Origin of the sequence: Pseudomonas sp. UBA7500, assembly GCF_002478435.1 — a bacterium.
Taxonomy (GTDB): Bacteria; Pseudomonadota; Gammaproteobacteria; order Pseudomonadales; family Pseudomonadaceae; genus Aquipseudomonas; species Aquipseudomonas palmensis.
The window spans coordinates 70,749-83,863 of record NZ_DLNW01000052.1; the positions used below are offsets into that span (position 1 = coordinate 70,749).

General features: G+C 65.7%; 11 protein-coding genes and 1 pseudogene. All 12 read right to left on the reverse strand.

Annotated elements, in window-relative coordinates:
• Nucleotides 1–17: 17 nt before the first annotated feature.
• The 12 genes and pseudogenes from B4I46_RS22915 to paaA all read right to left on the reverse strand — a co-directional run bounded on the left by B4I46_RS22915 (nt 18) and on the right by paaA (nt 12,911).
• Nucleotides 18–407 carry a hypothetical protein gene (locus tag B4I46_RS22915; protein WP_146095038.1) on the reverse strand — a complete coding sequence of 130 codons (390 nt, stop codon included), beginning with the start codon at nt 405–407 and terminating at the stop codon, nt 18–20.
• A 128-nt stretch (nt 408–535) separates the two neighbouring features.
• Entirely contained in the window at nt 536–1,402 is an 867-nt protein-coding gene (locus B4I46_RS22920; protein ID WP_043862995.1) for a transporter, read from the reverse strand.
• A gap of 88 nt (nt 1,403–1,490) precedes the next feature.
• Nucleotides 1,491–3,584 carry a PQQ-dependent dehydrogenase, methanol/ethanol family gene (locus B4I46_RS22925; protein ID WP_078480197.1) on the reverse strand — a complete coding sequence of 698 codons (2,094 nt, stop codon included), beginning with the start codon at nt 3,582–3,584 and terminating at the stop codon, nt 1,491–1,493.
• 235 nt (nt 3,585–3,819) lie between these two features.
• Nucleotides 3,820–5,874 carry a phenylacetic acid degradation bifunctional protein PaaZ gene (gene paaZ, locus B4I46_RS22930; protein ID WP_286902027.1) on the reverse strand — a complete coding sequence of 685 codons (2,055 nt, stop codon included), beginning with the start codon at nt 5,872–5,874 and terminating at the stop codon, nt 3,820–3,822.
• Between the two features lie 32 nt (nt 5,875–5,906).
• Nucleotides 5,907–7,148: an OprD family porin gene (locus tag B4I46_RS22935; protein WP_043862998.1), complete on the reverse strand. Its 1,242-nt coding sequence runs from the start codon at nt 7,146–7,148 to the stop codon at nt 5,907–5,909.
• Between the two features lie 27 nt (nt 7,149–7,175).
• A pseudogene (locus tag B4I46_RS22940) lies at nt 7,176–8,738 on the reverse strand (cation acetate symporter); the annotation flags it as partial.
• Nucleotides 8,735–9,043, reverse strand: coding sequence for a DUF485 domain-containing protein (locus B4I46_RS22945; RefSeq protein ID WP_236176861.1), 309 nt, complete (start codon nt 9,041–9,043; stop codon nt 8,735–8,737). The pseudogene B4I46_RS22940 and the gene B4I46_RS22945, both read right to left, overlap by 4 nt.
• A gap of 170 nt (nt 9,044–9,213) precedes the next feature.
• Nucleotides 9,214–10,290 (reverse strand): 1,2-phenylacetyl-CoA epoxidase subunit PaaE, encoded by a 1,077-nt coding sequence (paaE, locus tag B4I46_RS22950; protein ID WP_043863001.1) that lies wholly within the window; start codon nt 10,288–10,290, stop codon nt 9,214–9,216.
• Nucleotides 10,291–10,321: 31 nt separating this feature from the next.
• Nucleotides 10,322–10,855, reverse strand: a complete 534-nt coding sequence (gene paaD / locus B4I46_RS22955; protein WP_054915435.1) for a 1,2-phenylacetyl-CoA epoxidase subunit PaaD — start codon at nt 10,853–10,855, stop codon at nt 10,322–10,324.
• The gene (gene paaC / locus B4I46_RS22960) at nt 10,842–11,606 is read right to left on the reverse strand and encodes a 1,2-phenylacetyl-CoA epoxidase subunit PaaC (protein WP_043863003.1); all 765 of its coding nucleotides are present in this window, start codon (nt 11,604–11,606) and stop codon (nt 10,842–10,844) included. Before paaC ends, paaD begins: the two co-directional genes overlap by 14 nt.
• Nucleotides 11,607–11,614: 8 nt before the next feature.
• Nucleotides 11,615–11,896: a 1,2-phenylacetyl-CoA epoxidase subunit PaaB gene (paaB, locus tag B4I46_RS22965; protein WP_043863004.1), complete on the reverse strand. Its 282-nt coding sequence runs from the start codon at nt 11,894–11,896 to the stop codon at nt 11,615–11,617.
• A 25-nt stretch (nt 11,897–11,921) separates the two neighbouring features.
• On the reverse strand, nt 11,922–12,911 hold the full coding sequence (paaA, locus tag B4I46_RS22970; protein WP_286902029.1) for a 1,2-phenylacetyl-CoA epoxidase subunit PaaA: 990 nt from the start codon (nt 12,909–12,911) through the stop codon (nt 11,922–11,924).
• Nucleotides 12,912–13,115 lie beyond the last annotated feature (204 nt).

Sequence of the window (13,115 nt, forward strand, 5' to 3'; positions counted from 1 at the left end):
CGGCAGCGAAGAATCGGTCAGCGGCCCCGGGGGCTATCTGCGAGCCAGTAATAGTCTGGCCAGTAAGGCCAGACATGGCGGTCGCGATGCACATGCTTGAGCGACAGGGTCTGGCCCGGGTGAAAGTGATCAGCCGGGTACTGACCTGACAACAGCACGGTGCGCGTTGTTGCGATCAGCGACTGGCAATAGTCACGCGCGGCTTTGTCGGCCCCCAGCACCTGGCTGTGCGCAATTGAAAAGCCGAAGGCCGTCATCGGATGCCCGTCATTTTTCAGCCGGGTGAAGACAGGGGTCGGCTGCCGATACTCGGCAACGGGAACGATCTTGCCACCCAGTTGGCAGGCGAACTCCTGGGCCAACAGCGGTGGGCAGACAAGCAGCAGCAGGCACAGTTTGAGCTTCATGTTCACGTCACAGTTCAAGTGTCCGGCCCGGCGCGTGGCGACTGACAGGCCCAAGCCACGCAGTCTAAGCCCGGCCATGGCGTGTGACCACACCGGGTGCCCCTCACCCGGTGTGCGTCAGGCTCGCCTCAGTAGATATACGCCAACCTGAACTGCAGCGAATGGTCGGTCATCGGCCCCGAGCGCACGTCCACATCCCGCCAGTACTGCCCCATTACCTGCCACTGCTTGCCGAGCATCGTGGTCGCCGACAGCCCGACCGTGCCGTTGTTGTGGCTGGTTTCCAGGGTCTGCCCGTCCAGCGTCTCGCGCGAGCCCCAGTTGTGCCGGTACGACAGCGCCACCGAGGTGGCCGGGGTGAAGTTGTAGCGCAGGTGGTTGTGCAGCTGGATCAGCGGGTCACGGTGCGCACCGGTGTCGCGCTGCTCCTGGTAGAACTCGGTCTCGGCGATCACGTCCCACGTCCAGCGTTCGTTGAAGCCGTGCACATAGCCCACCTGGAAGTCCGCCGCCCAGCGGTTGCCGCTCAGGGCAAAGCCCTGGTTCTTGTCGGCGCCGGTGGGCGCGGTGACGAACAGCGACCAGCCCAGGTGGCGGTTGCGCTCCATGTCGGCCAGGCTCCACACCGTGGCGCCGAAGGTGATATCGCCCAGGCCGCTGTTCTTCTGGCCGGTGGCGCCGATTTCCTGATGGCCGTAGGGGATGATGATCTGCGGGTCCCAGATCAGGCCGGTGTTGAAGAACTCGGTGAAGTGCACCAGACGCAGCACGCCCACGGTCAGGTCCAGGTCGAGGTTGTCGGCGGCGCGCTTGCCGCCCATGTACGAGCGGTCGATGCGCGGGTTCTGCTGGTACAGCAAGGCCAGGTCGGTGCCCGGTGGCAGCGCGGCATAGTCGCCGGAGTCGGGGCGTACATCGGCCAGCGCGGGGCTGGCGCACAGGGCAAGGAACAGCGAGCACGGCAATGCGCCGCCTTTGTGCAAAAGCGCTTTCATGGGGGTCACCTGTCTACCGGTTAATTGTTATTGGAACGGGTTGAGGCTGCCCCGCTCGCACGCCTGGCGAGCGGGGTCGAGGGGTGGCTTACTGCGCCGCAGTGGCGTCGGCGGCGGCGCGCAGGTCAAGGCTGCGCTTGATGATGTATTGCTGGATCAGTTGCATCTGCGGCATGTCCAGTACCCCGGCAAAGCTCGGCATGCCCTTGCTCATGAACGCACCGCTGACGATGCCGACGAAGGCCTGGTGCTTGTCCGGGCTCAGGTAGCGCAGGTCGGGGATCACCCCGCCGCTGGCGGCGTTGAGGCCGTGGCAGGCGCCGCACATGCCGTTGAACAGGGTGCGGCCCTGGGCGATTTCATCCGCCGAGGCGGTCAGTGCCGGCACTTGCGGCGGCAGCACCGGCGCCTTGCGCGGCGGCGGCAGTTCGCCCTTGGCGCCAAGCTTGAACACCAGCACGCGGGATTCGGGTTGCACCTTGCCCTTGTCGGTCAGGCCGCCTGCGATCAGCGGCATGATGCCGCCCCAGCCGGCCATGAACGCCACGTACTGCTCGCCCTTGACCTCATAGGTGACCGGCCCGCCGAGCACGCCGGAGTTGGCGCGGTGCTCCCACAGCTGCTTGCCCTTGTCGGCGCTGAAGGCCATGACGCGGCCGTCCGAGGTGCCCTGGAACACCAGGTTGCCGGCGGTGCTGAGGGTGCCGCCGTTGCCGGACTCGACATAGTCGTGGGTCCAGGCGGCCTGCTGTTTGACCGGGTCCCAGGCAATCAGGTGGCCGCGCCAGGCGCTGCGGATCTGGTTGAACACTTTCGGGTCTTCCGGCAGGTCGGGCACGTCCAGGCCGAAGTTGACCACCGACTTGGTCGGCAGGAACAGCGGCTTGTCGGCGGCCTTGAGTTCGGCCACGGTGTCCTGGGCCGGGATGTACACATAGCCGGTGTTGGGGTTGTACGACATCGGGTGCCAGCTGTGGCCGCCGAGGAAGCTTGGCTGTATCACCTTCGGCGCCTTGGCGTAGTCGGCCTGGTCGGTGAGGATGGGGCGCCCGGTCTTGGGGTCCAGGCCGCTGGCCCAGTTCACCTGCACGAAGTTGTTGCCCGAGATGAACTCGCCGTTGGTGCGGTCGATCACGTAGAAGAAGCCGTTCTTGGGTGCCTGCATCAGCACCTTGCGGGTCTTGCCGTCGATCTGGATGTCGGCCAGCACGATCTGCTGGGTGGCGGTGAAGTCCCAGCGATCGCCGGGCGTCACCTGGAAGTGCCACACGTATTCGCCGGTTTCCGGGCGCAGCGCGACGATCGACGACAGGTACAGGTTGTCGCCCTCACCCTGGCTGCGGAACTGGTAGTTCCACGGCGAGCCGTTGCCGGTGCCCACGTACAGCAGGTCGAGTTCGGGGTCGTAGGACATCGAGTCCCATACGGTGCCGCCACCGCCCCACTTGACCCAGCCATTGCCCTTCCAGGTTTTCATGGCCTTGGCCATGGCCTCGTTTTCCGGTGGCAGCGCCGGGTCGCCGGGCACGGTGAAGAAGCGCCAGGCCTGCTTGCCGGTCTCGGCATCGTAGGCGGTGATATAGCCGCGCACGCCGAACTCGGCGCCGCCGTTGCCGATCAGCACCTTGCCTTTGACGATGCGCGGGGCGCCGGTGATGGTGTAGCTCTTGTTGGGGTCCAGAACGGTGTCGACGCTCCACACCTCCTTGCCGGTGGCCGCATCGAGGGCGATCAGGCGCCCATCGAAGCTGCCCACGTAGACCTTGCCCTGCCACACGGCCACACCGCGGTTGACCACGTCGCAGCAGCCCTGGCTGAGTTTTTCCATGGGGATCTTGGGGTCGTACTTCCACAGCGGCTTGCCGCTGGCGGCGTCGAAGGCATACACGATGCTGAAGGCGCCGGTGGTGTACATCACGCCGTCGACCACGATGGGGGTGGCTTCGGTACCGCGATCGATGTCGAGCTTCTGCGTCCAGGCCAGGCCAAGCCCGGCGACGTTCTGGTCGTTGATGCGGGTCAGCGGGCTGAAGCGTTGTTCGTCGTAGGTACGCCCGTGGGCGAGCCAGTTGGCGGCGTCCTGGTTGGCGTTGAGCAGTCGGTTGGCGTCGATGTTGCCGGGCGTGCCGGCGTGGGCGAGCGTTGACACGTAGAGCACGGCAAGCGGCATCAAGCGTTTCATTTTTTATTGTTATCCCGTTCTGGGTGGATCAATGAGTGGCGTGGCAGGCCATGACGGGATTAGAGCAAAGTCGGAGGGGGTAAAGCGCTTGCGTGTGTGCCAGGTATTTTTGTGTGCGTGCCATATTGCGGAGGCTGCTGCGTAGCCCATCGCGGGTCAAGCCCGCTCCCACGGGGATGGCGATAATCCCTGTGGGAGCGGGCTTGACCCGCGATCGAGCGCGCAGCGCTCGGCGTTACACCGGGCGCTTGAGCACCAGCGTCAGGATGTCGTAGCTGGCCACCAGCTCACCCAGCTGGTTGGTCACTTCCACATCCCACGCCACCACCCCTTGCGGCTGGCCCAGCGGGCTGGATTTGCCCTGGTCGATCTTGCGCTTGCAGGTCAGGCGCGCCTGGATGGTGTCGCCAATGCCCACCGGGCTGATGAAACGCAGGGTGTCCAGGCCATAGTTGGCCAGCACCGGCCCCTCGCCCGGCGAGACGAACAGCCCCGCCGCCGCCGACAGCACGAAGTAGCCATGCGCAATGCGCTTGCCGAACTGCGATTGCCTGGCCGCAATGTCGTCGAAGTGCATGTAGAAATGATCCCCCGACAGGCAGCCGAAGTTCACCAGGTCCGCTTCGGTCACGGTACGCCGATGGGTCAGCAGCGACTCGCCGATGCGCAGCTCTTCGAAGTGACGACGGAACGGGTGCACCTCGCTCTCGTACACCTGGGCACCGCGCACATACTCGCCGGTCACCGCCATCAGCATGCTCGGCGAACCCTGCACTGCCGCACGCTGCAGGTAGTGCTTGACCGCCCGCAGCCCGCCCAGCTCTTCGCCGCCACCGGCACGCCCAGGGCCGCCGTGCTTGAGCTGCGGCAAAGGCGAACCGTGCCCGGTGGACTCCGCCGCCGCCTCGCTGTCGAGGATCAGCAACCGACCGTGCCAGGCCGCAGCCACCGGAATGGCCTTGGCTGCCACCTCGCGGTCGGCGGTCACCAGGCTGGCCACCAGGCTGCCCTTGCCGCGCGCGGCCAGCGCCAGCGCTTCATCCAGATCGTCGTAGGCCATCAGCGTGCTCACCGGGCCGAAGGCCTCGATGTCGTGGGCACCGCCATCGGCATGCGGGTCGCGTGCCTGCAGCAGGGTCGGCGCAAAGAACGCCCCTTCGCTCACGCCCTCGCCCCGTGGCTCGAAACCATCGCTGGCGCCGAACAGCTGGTCGCAGCTCTGCAGCAGGCTGCGCACCCGCTCGCCCACGTCGCGCTGCTGGTCATGGGAAGCCAGCGCGCCCATGCGCACGCCCTCCACCGACGGGTCGCCCACCACTACCTTGCTCAGGCGCTCGCGCAGGCGCGTGGCCACGGCGTCCAGGTGCTTGGCCGGCACGATGGCGCGGCGGATGGCGGTGCACTTCTGCCCCGCCTTGGTGGTCATCTCGCGTACCACTTCCTTGATGTACAGGTCGAACTCGGCATCGTCCGGCTTCACGTCCGGGCCCAGGATCGCGCAGTTGAGCGAGTCGGCCTCGGCGGTGAACGGCACCGAGTGGCGGATCAGGTTCGGGGTCACCCGCAGCTTGGCCGCGGTGTCGGCAGAACCGGTGAAGGTCACCACGTCCTGGCCTTGCAGGCGGTCGAGCAGGTCGCCGGTACTGCCCACCACCAACTGCAGGCTGCCGGCCGGCAGCAGGCCGGACTCATCCATCAGGCGCACCACCGCCTCGGTCAGGTAGCTGGTGGAGGTGGCCGGCTTGACGATGCACGGCATGCCGGCCAGAAAGGTCGGCGCGAACTTTTCAAGCATGCCCCAGATCGGGAAGTTGAACGCGTTGATGTGCACCGCAAGCCCCGCACGCGGCACCAGGATGTGGCTGCCGGCGAAGGTGCCCTGCTTGCCCAGCGGGATGGCCGGGCCTTCGTGCAGCAGGTTGCCCGAGGGCAGTTCGCGGCTGCCGATGCCGGCATAGGCGAACAGCGTGGCGTTGCCGCCCTCGATGTCGATCCAGCTGTCGGCGCGGGTCGCACCGCTGTGGTGGGACAGTGCGTAGAGCTGTTCCTTGCGCTCGGCCAGGTACAGCGCCAGGGCCTTGAGCCGCGCGGCACGCTGCTGGAAGTCCATCGCCATCAGGCTGCGCAGGCCCTCACGGCGCGCATGCTCGATGGCTTCGGCAAAGTCGGGCCGCTCTTCATGGCTGTACGCCAATACGTGCCCGTCCAGGGCGCTGCGCAGCGGCTGCGCGCCATGCTGGCCGAGCCAGCGGCCGGCGATGAAGCTTTGCAAGGTTGGGGCAACAGACATGAGGTGTCCTCCGGTTCTTTTAAGGGGCGCGCTTACCACAGCGCCAGGGTGTAGCCGATGATCAGGCGGTTCTCGTCCAGGCTGTTGGTCAAGCCGTTGCCTGAGCGGAAGGTGACGTTGCGCCAGCGCAGGCTGACGTTCTTCAACGGGCCGCTCTGCACCACGTAGGTGATGTCGGTGTCGCGTTCGCGCTCGCGGCCGTTGTCCACGGTCGCGGTCCTGGCATGACGCCCGTCGGTGTAGCGGGTCATGAAGCTCAGGCCCGGAATGCCCAGGGCGACGAAGTCGTAGTCGTAGCGCAGTTGCCAGGAGTCGAGCCCGGCGCGGGTGTAGGTGTTGTAGGTCACCAGGTTGACGGTGTACGGGTCGCCGCCGTTGAGGAACGGGAAGGCGCTGTCGCCCGACATCTGCTGGAAGGTGGCACTGACCTTGTGCGCGCCGCTGGCCAGGGTGAACATGCCGTTGAAGTTGCGGTTGTCGATGCGCCCTGCCCGCTCGGCGCCGTCGCCACGGCTGTCGAAATAGCGCAGGTCGCTGCGCAGGCTCAGGCCCTCGCCCAGCGGCTGGGTGTGCACCAGGCCGACGAACTGCTGACGGTAGATCTGGTCGAGCTTGGCGTAGTAGTAGGTCAGGTTCAGTTGCGGGGTGAAGGCATAGGTGCCGCCACCAAAATCGAAGCGGTCGCTGCTGGCCGCGCCGTAGCCGATGTCGTCGCGGCTGGAGGAATCGCGCAGGTTGGCCTTGGTTAGCCGCCCGGCGTTGAACGTCAGGCCGTCGATCTCCTGGCTGGTCAGCAGGCCGCCCTGAAAGCTTGCGGCCAGCAGGCGGGTGTCGTTGTACACCACCACCGGCAGGATCGGCTGCAAGGTACCCAGGCGCAGCACGCTCTTTGAGGCGCGCAGCTTGGCGGTCAGGCCCAGCTCGCTGTAGTCGTCGGCCGGTTCCAGGCTGTCTGGCCCGAACGGCAGCAGCCCGGTGCCGCGCCGATCACGGCTGGAGTCGAGCTTGATGCCCAGTTGCCCCATGGCGTCGACGCCTACCCCGATCGGGCCATCGGTGAAGCCGGACTCGAACTTCACGGTAAAACCCTGGGCCCACTCCTCGGCCTTGGATTGCGGCGCGTTGCTCTGGCGAAAATCGCGATTGATGTAGTGGTTGCGCAACTCGACCTTGGCATGGCTGTCGTCGATGAAGTCGGCCAGGGCCGGCGCGGCGACCAGGGGCAAGGCGAAGCCGGCCAGCAGCGAAGCCGGCATGAAGCGAATGTGGTTCATTATTTTTATACCCGACAATCGTTTTGGTTAGTGTTTGCTTGCGCCTGCGGCACCGATGCCGGTCATCGAGCGGATGAACTGCGCCAGGTAGCGGCCGCGTTCCTGCGCCGCCCGCTCCGAGGTGTCGGTGACCGAGAACACCCAGGCGCCCAGGAACGCCAGGCTCATGGAGAACAGCGCCGGGTTGCTGTAGGGGAACAGCGCCGTTTCGTTGTGCAGCACGTTGACCCACACCGCCGGGCTGAGCACCAGCAGCACGATGGCCGAGACCAGCCCGCTCATGCTGCCGATCACCGCGCCACGGGTGGTCAGGCCCTTCCAGTACATCGAGAGGAACAGCACCGGGAAATTCACCGAGGCGGCAATCGCCAGCACCAGCCCGGACAGGAACGCGATGTTCTGCGACTCGAACATCAGGCCCAGGATGATCGCCAGCACGCCGATGGCCAGGGTGGCGATGCGCGACACGCGCATCTCTTCCTTCTCGGTGGCCTGGCCCTTGCGGATCACGCAGGCGTACAGGTCGTGGGACACCGCCGAGGCGCCGGACAACGCCAGCCCGGCCACCACCGCCAGGATGGTGGCGAAGGCCACGGCCGAGATGAAGCCCAGGAACAGGTTGCCGCCCACGGCCTGGGCCAGGTGCACGGCGATCATGTTGCCGCCGCCGATGATCGCGCCGTTGACGTCGCGGTAGCTTGCGTCGGTGCCGACCATCACGATGGCGCCGAAACCCACCATGATCAGCAGCAGGTAGAAGTAGCCGATGAAACCGGTGGCGTAGAACACGCTCTTGCGCGCTTGCTTGGCATCACTCACGGTGAAGAAGCGCATCAGGATATGCGGCAGCCCGGCGGTGCCGAACATCATGCCCAGGCCCAGGGAAATCGCGTCGATGGGGTTGGACAGCAGCCCGCCCGGGGCCATGATCGCGGTGCCCTTGGCGTGCACCTCGGTGGCGGCGCTGAACATCGCCTCGGTGCTGAAACCAAAGTGCTTGAGCACCATGAACGCCATGAAGCTGGTGCCCGAGAGCAGCAGCACGGCCTTGATGATCTGTACCCAGGTGGTGGCGAGCATGCCGCCGAAGGTCACGTAGAACACCATCAGCACGCCCACCAGCATCACCGCATACAGGTAGCTGATGCCGAACAGCAGCTCGATCAGCTTGCCGGCGCCGACCATCTGCGCCACCAGGTACATCAGTGCCACGGTCAGGGTGCCCAGGGCCGAGGTCAGGCGTACCGGGGTCTGGTCCAGGCGGTACGACACCACGTCGGCGAAGGTGTACTTGCCCAGGTTGCGCAGGCGCTCGGCAATCAGGAACAGGATGATCGGCCAGCCGGCCAGCACGCCCAGGGCGTACAGCAGGCCGTCATAGCCGTTGAGGAACATCATCGCGGAAATGCCCAGGAACGAGGCGGCGCTGATCATGTCGCCGGCGATGGCCAGGCCGTTCTGAAAGCCGGTGAGGCCGCCGCCTGCGGTGTAGAAGTCACTGGCCGAACGGGTGCGCTGTGCGGCCCAGCGGGTGATGCCCAGGGTGAACACGACGAACAGCAGGAACATGCTGATGGCTGTCCAGTTCATTTCGTGCACTCCTGGCGGACCTTGTCGTTGAGCGGGTCGAGCACGTTGTTGGCGCGGTACACGTAGATCCCGGTGAGGCCGAAGGACACCAGCACCACCAGCACGCCGACCAGCATGCCGACGGTGGTCACGCCGCCGCTGAGCGATTGCCCCAGGGTGCTGGGGGAGAACGCCACCAGCAGCACGAAGCCGTAGTAGATGACCAGCATGGCCAGGGTCAGCGACCAGTTCAGGCGCTGCTTGCGCCGTACCAGTTGCTTGAAGTCGGGGTGCTTGCAGATGCTGTCGATGTCTTCGGGGGTCATTGGGGCGCTCTCTTGGTGTTGTTGTTTTAGTTTTCAGGGCACACAGGTGTTGCGGTGTTCAGGCGGGCCTCATCGCGGGTCAAGCCCGCTCCCACAGGGTCTGCACTCTCCTCAAGACCGGTGCTGTACCTGTGGGAGCGGGCTTGACCCGCGATTGAGTCGACGCGGTATCAGACCTGATCGAAGTCCAGCACCACCCTGTCGCTGACCGGGTACGTCTGGCACGACAGCACATACCCCGCCGCCACTTCGTAGTCCTCCAGGGCGTGGTTGCTGTCCATCTCCACCTCCCCTTCGATGACCTTGCACTTGCAGGTCGAGCACACCCCGGCCTTGCACGAGTACGGCAGCTCGGCGCCGATGGCATTGCCGGCATCCAGCACGCTGACGGTGTTGCGCGGCAGGTCGAAGGCCAGCGCCCGACCGTCGCTGATCACGGTGATCTGGCTGACGGCGGCGTCCAGCTGGCGTGCCGCCTCGCGGGCTTCACGCTTGCGTTCGTCGCCCGCCGCTGCAAACAGCTCGAAATGGATCTTCTCCCCCGCCATGCCATTGGCCTTGAGGCTGTCGCGCACGGTCTCGGTCATCGCCTGCGGGCCGCAGATGAAGGCGGCGTCCAGCGCCCTGGGGTCGAGCCAGCGCGAGAACAGCTGACCGCACTTGTCGGCGTCGATGCGCCCGTTGTACAGGTCCACGTCCTGCTGCTCGCGGCTGAACACGAAGATCAGGTTCAGGCGTTGCAGGTAGCGGTTCTTCAGGTCTTCGAGCTTGTCGCGAAACAGTGCGCCGGAGCTTGAGCGGTTGCCGTAGAGCAAGGTGAAGCGGCTGTCGGGTTCGCGCTCCAGGGTGGTCTTGATGATCGACAGGATCGGCGTGATGCCGCTGCCCGCCGCCACCGCCAGGTAGTTGCCGCGACGGGTCGGGTCCAACGGCACGTGAAAGCTGCCCGAAGGCGGCATCACTTCGAGGCTGTGGCCGACCTTGAGCACCTCGTTGGCAAACGCCGAGAAGCGCCCGCCGGCCACGCGTTTGATCGCCACGCGCAGCTCGCCGTCTTCCACGCCGCTGCAGATCGAGTACGAACGACGCACTTCCTCGTCGTCCAGTTGCGTGCGCATCACCAGGTACTGGCCCTGGGTGAAACGGAAATCGTCCTGCAGGTGCGCCGGCACCTCGAAGGCAATCGACACCGCATCGCGGGTCTCGGCGCGCACATCCTTGATGGTCAGGCTGTGAAATTGACTCATGCTGTTCTCCCGCTGCACGGCGCCAGCGCGCTCAGATGCATTTGAAATAGTCGAAAGGTTCCAGGCACTCGCGGCACCGGTACAGGGCCTTGCAGGCCGTGGAGCCGAACTGGCTGAGCAGCTCGGTGTGGCTGCTGGCGCACACCGGGCACAGCACCTGCGGGCTTTCGCCCAGCAGGCTGCGCTTGCTGGCACTGCCCACGGGCGGCGCGATGCCATAGGCACGCAGGCGCTCGCGCCCCTGCTCGGTGATCCAGTCGGTGCTCCAGGCCGGCGTCAGGCGCCGCTCCAGGCACGGCGCGGCGAACCCGGCCTGCTCCAGCGCCTGGCGAATATCGCCCTCGATCACCTCGGTGGCCGGGCAGCCCGAATAGGTCGGCGTGACCACAAGGTGCAGGTGGCCGGCCTGCCAGTGCAGGTCGCGCACTATCCCGAGGTCGACCACGCTGACCACCGGCACTTCCGGGTCCATCACCTGCTCCAGCACCGTCCAGGCGTGGCTCAGGTCATCGGCCCGCAGTGCCCGCGCACCGTGGTCGCTGGCGATCAGCTCACCAGGTTGCATCGGGGTAGGCCCGTGGCAAAAACTGCATTTCGGCCAGCAGGATGCCCAGGTGCTCGGTGTGCATGCCGGTACGCCCGCTGAGGTAGAAGTGGCTGGCCGCAGGCGGCAACGGCAGTTCGACCGAGGCGAAGGTGGCCTCGACCTGGTGCAGCCATGCCGCGCCGACCTGCGCCGGGTCGGCGCCGATGCCCGCTGCGGCCAGGCGGGTTTCAGCCTCGCTGCCGCTGGCCAGCTCCACGGTGAAGCGCCACACCTGCGCGATGGCCGCGAGCATGCGCCGGCGACTTTCGTCGGTGCCGCCACCCAGGCGCTGCACCCATTCACTGGAGCGACGCAGGTGGTAGGTGACCTCCTTGAGCGCCTTGGCGGCGATGCCGGCGATGCGCAGGTCGGTGGAGTCGCACAGGCCCTTGAGCACCTGCAGGTGCCAGGCGTCGAACAGGAACTGCTTGGCCATGGTCACGGCGAAATCGCCGTTGGGCTGCTCCACCAGCAGCAGGTTGCGGTAGGCGCGCTCGTCGCGGCGAAACGCCAGGTCGTCGGCATCGCGGCCGTCGGCCAGCAGCTCGGCGGCGTAGTCCAGCCAGTTGCGCGCCTGGCCCACCAGGTCCAGGCCGACGTTCATCAGCGCCAGTTCTTCCTCGATGGCCGGCGCCTTGCCACACCACTCGCACAGGCGCTGGCCCTGGATCAGGGCGCTGTCGCCCAGCAGCAGCAGGTAATGGATCAGATCGTCTTGGGTGCTGTTCATGGTCGACCTCACATGTGTCCGACTTCGTCGGGCAGCTCGTAGAAGCTGGCGTGCCGGTAGACCTTGTCGTCGGCCGGGTCGAACAGCGGGTCCTTCTCGTCCGGCGAGGAGGCCACGATCAGCGCCGAGGGCACCACCCACAGGCTTACGCCTTCGCTGCGGCGGGTGTACAGCTCGCGGGCGTTCTCGATGGCCATGGCGTCGTCGGCGGCATGCACGCTGCCCACATGCTTGTGGTTCAGGCCGTGCTTGCTGCGCACGAACACTTCGTAGAGGGTCCAGACAGACATCGTGTATCTCCCATCAGTCGCCGGTTCAGGCGGCGTTCTTGTTCTGTTGTTTGCGGGCGTAGGCGACGGCGGCTTCACGCACCCAGGCGCCGCTTTCGATGGCATTGCGCCGGGTGGCCAGGCGTTCCTGGTTGCACGGGCCGTTGCCCTTGAGCACGTCGAAGAATTCCTGCCACTGGATGGCGCCGAAATCGTAGTGGCCGCGCTCGTCGTTCCACTTCAGGTCGGGGTCGGGGGCGGTGCAGCCCAGCAGTTCGAGCTGCGGGATGGTCTGGTCGACGAAGCGCTGGCGCAGTTCGTCGTTGCTCTGGCGCTTGATCTTCCAGGCCATCGACTGCGCGCTGTTGGGCGAGTTGTCGTCGCTGGGGCCGAACATCATCAGCGCCGGCCACCACAGGCGGTTGATCGCGTCCTGCACCATGTCCTTCTGGGCCTGGGTGCCGTGGCGCATCATGGTCAGCAGAATCTCGTAGCCCTGGCGCTGGTGAAAGCTCTCTTCCTTGCAGATGCGCACCATGGCCCGTGCGTAGGGGCCGTAGGAGGTGCGCTGCAGCACCACCTGGTTGACGATGGCCGCGCCATCCACCAGCCAGCCCACCGCGCCCATGTCGGCCCAGTTGAGGGTCGGGTAGTTGAAGATGCTGGAGTACTTGGCCTTGCCGCTGTGCAGCTTGGCGATCTCTTCGTCGCGATCGGCACCCAGGGTTTCCATGGCGCTGTACAGGTACAGGCCGTGGCCGGCTTCGTCCTGGATCTTGGCCATCAGCTGCAGCTTGCGCTTGAGGGTCGGGGCACGGGTGACCCAGTTGCCCTCGGGCAGCATGCCGACGATCTCGGAGTGGGCGTGCTGGGAAATCTGGCGGATGAGGGTCTGACGGTAGGCGTCGGGCATCCAGTTCTTGGCTTCGATCTTGATTTCGGCGTCGATCTTTTCCTGGAAGGCACGTTCCTGGGGCGACATCTCGTCCAGGGACTTGATGCGTTTGACGCCGGTTTCGACAAGCTGTGCGTACATGTTCGGGCTCCCGCCTCAAGGCTGGTTGGGCATGGGAGTATTTATAAGCGATACACAATTCAATATCAAACAGCTTTTTAGTGTATCTAATGTTTTTTTGTATCGCTTTGCTCTGAAAGCGGACCGCTACGCGCTCCATCGCGGGTCAAGCCCGCTCCCACAGGAACACGCTTTACCCAAGAATCGAGTAGGAGGCGGGTTCAC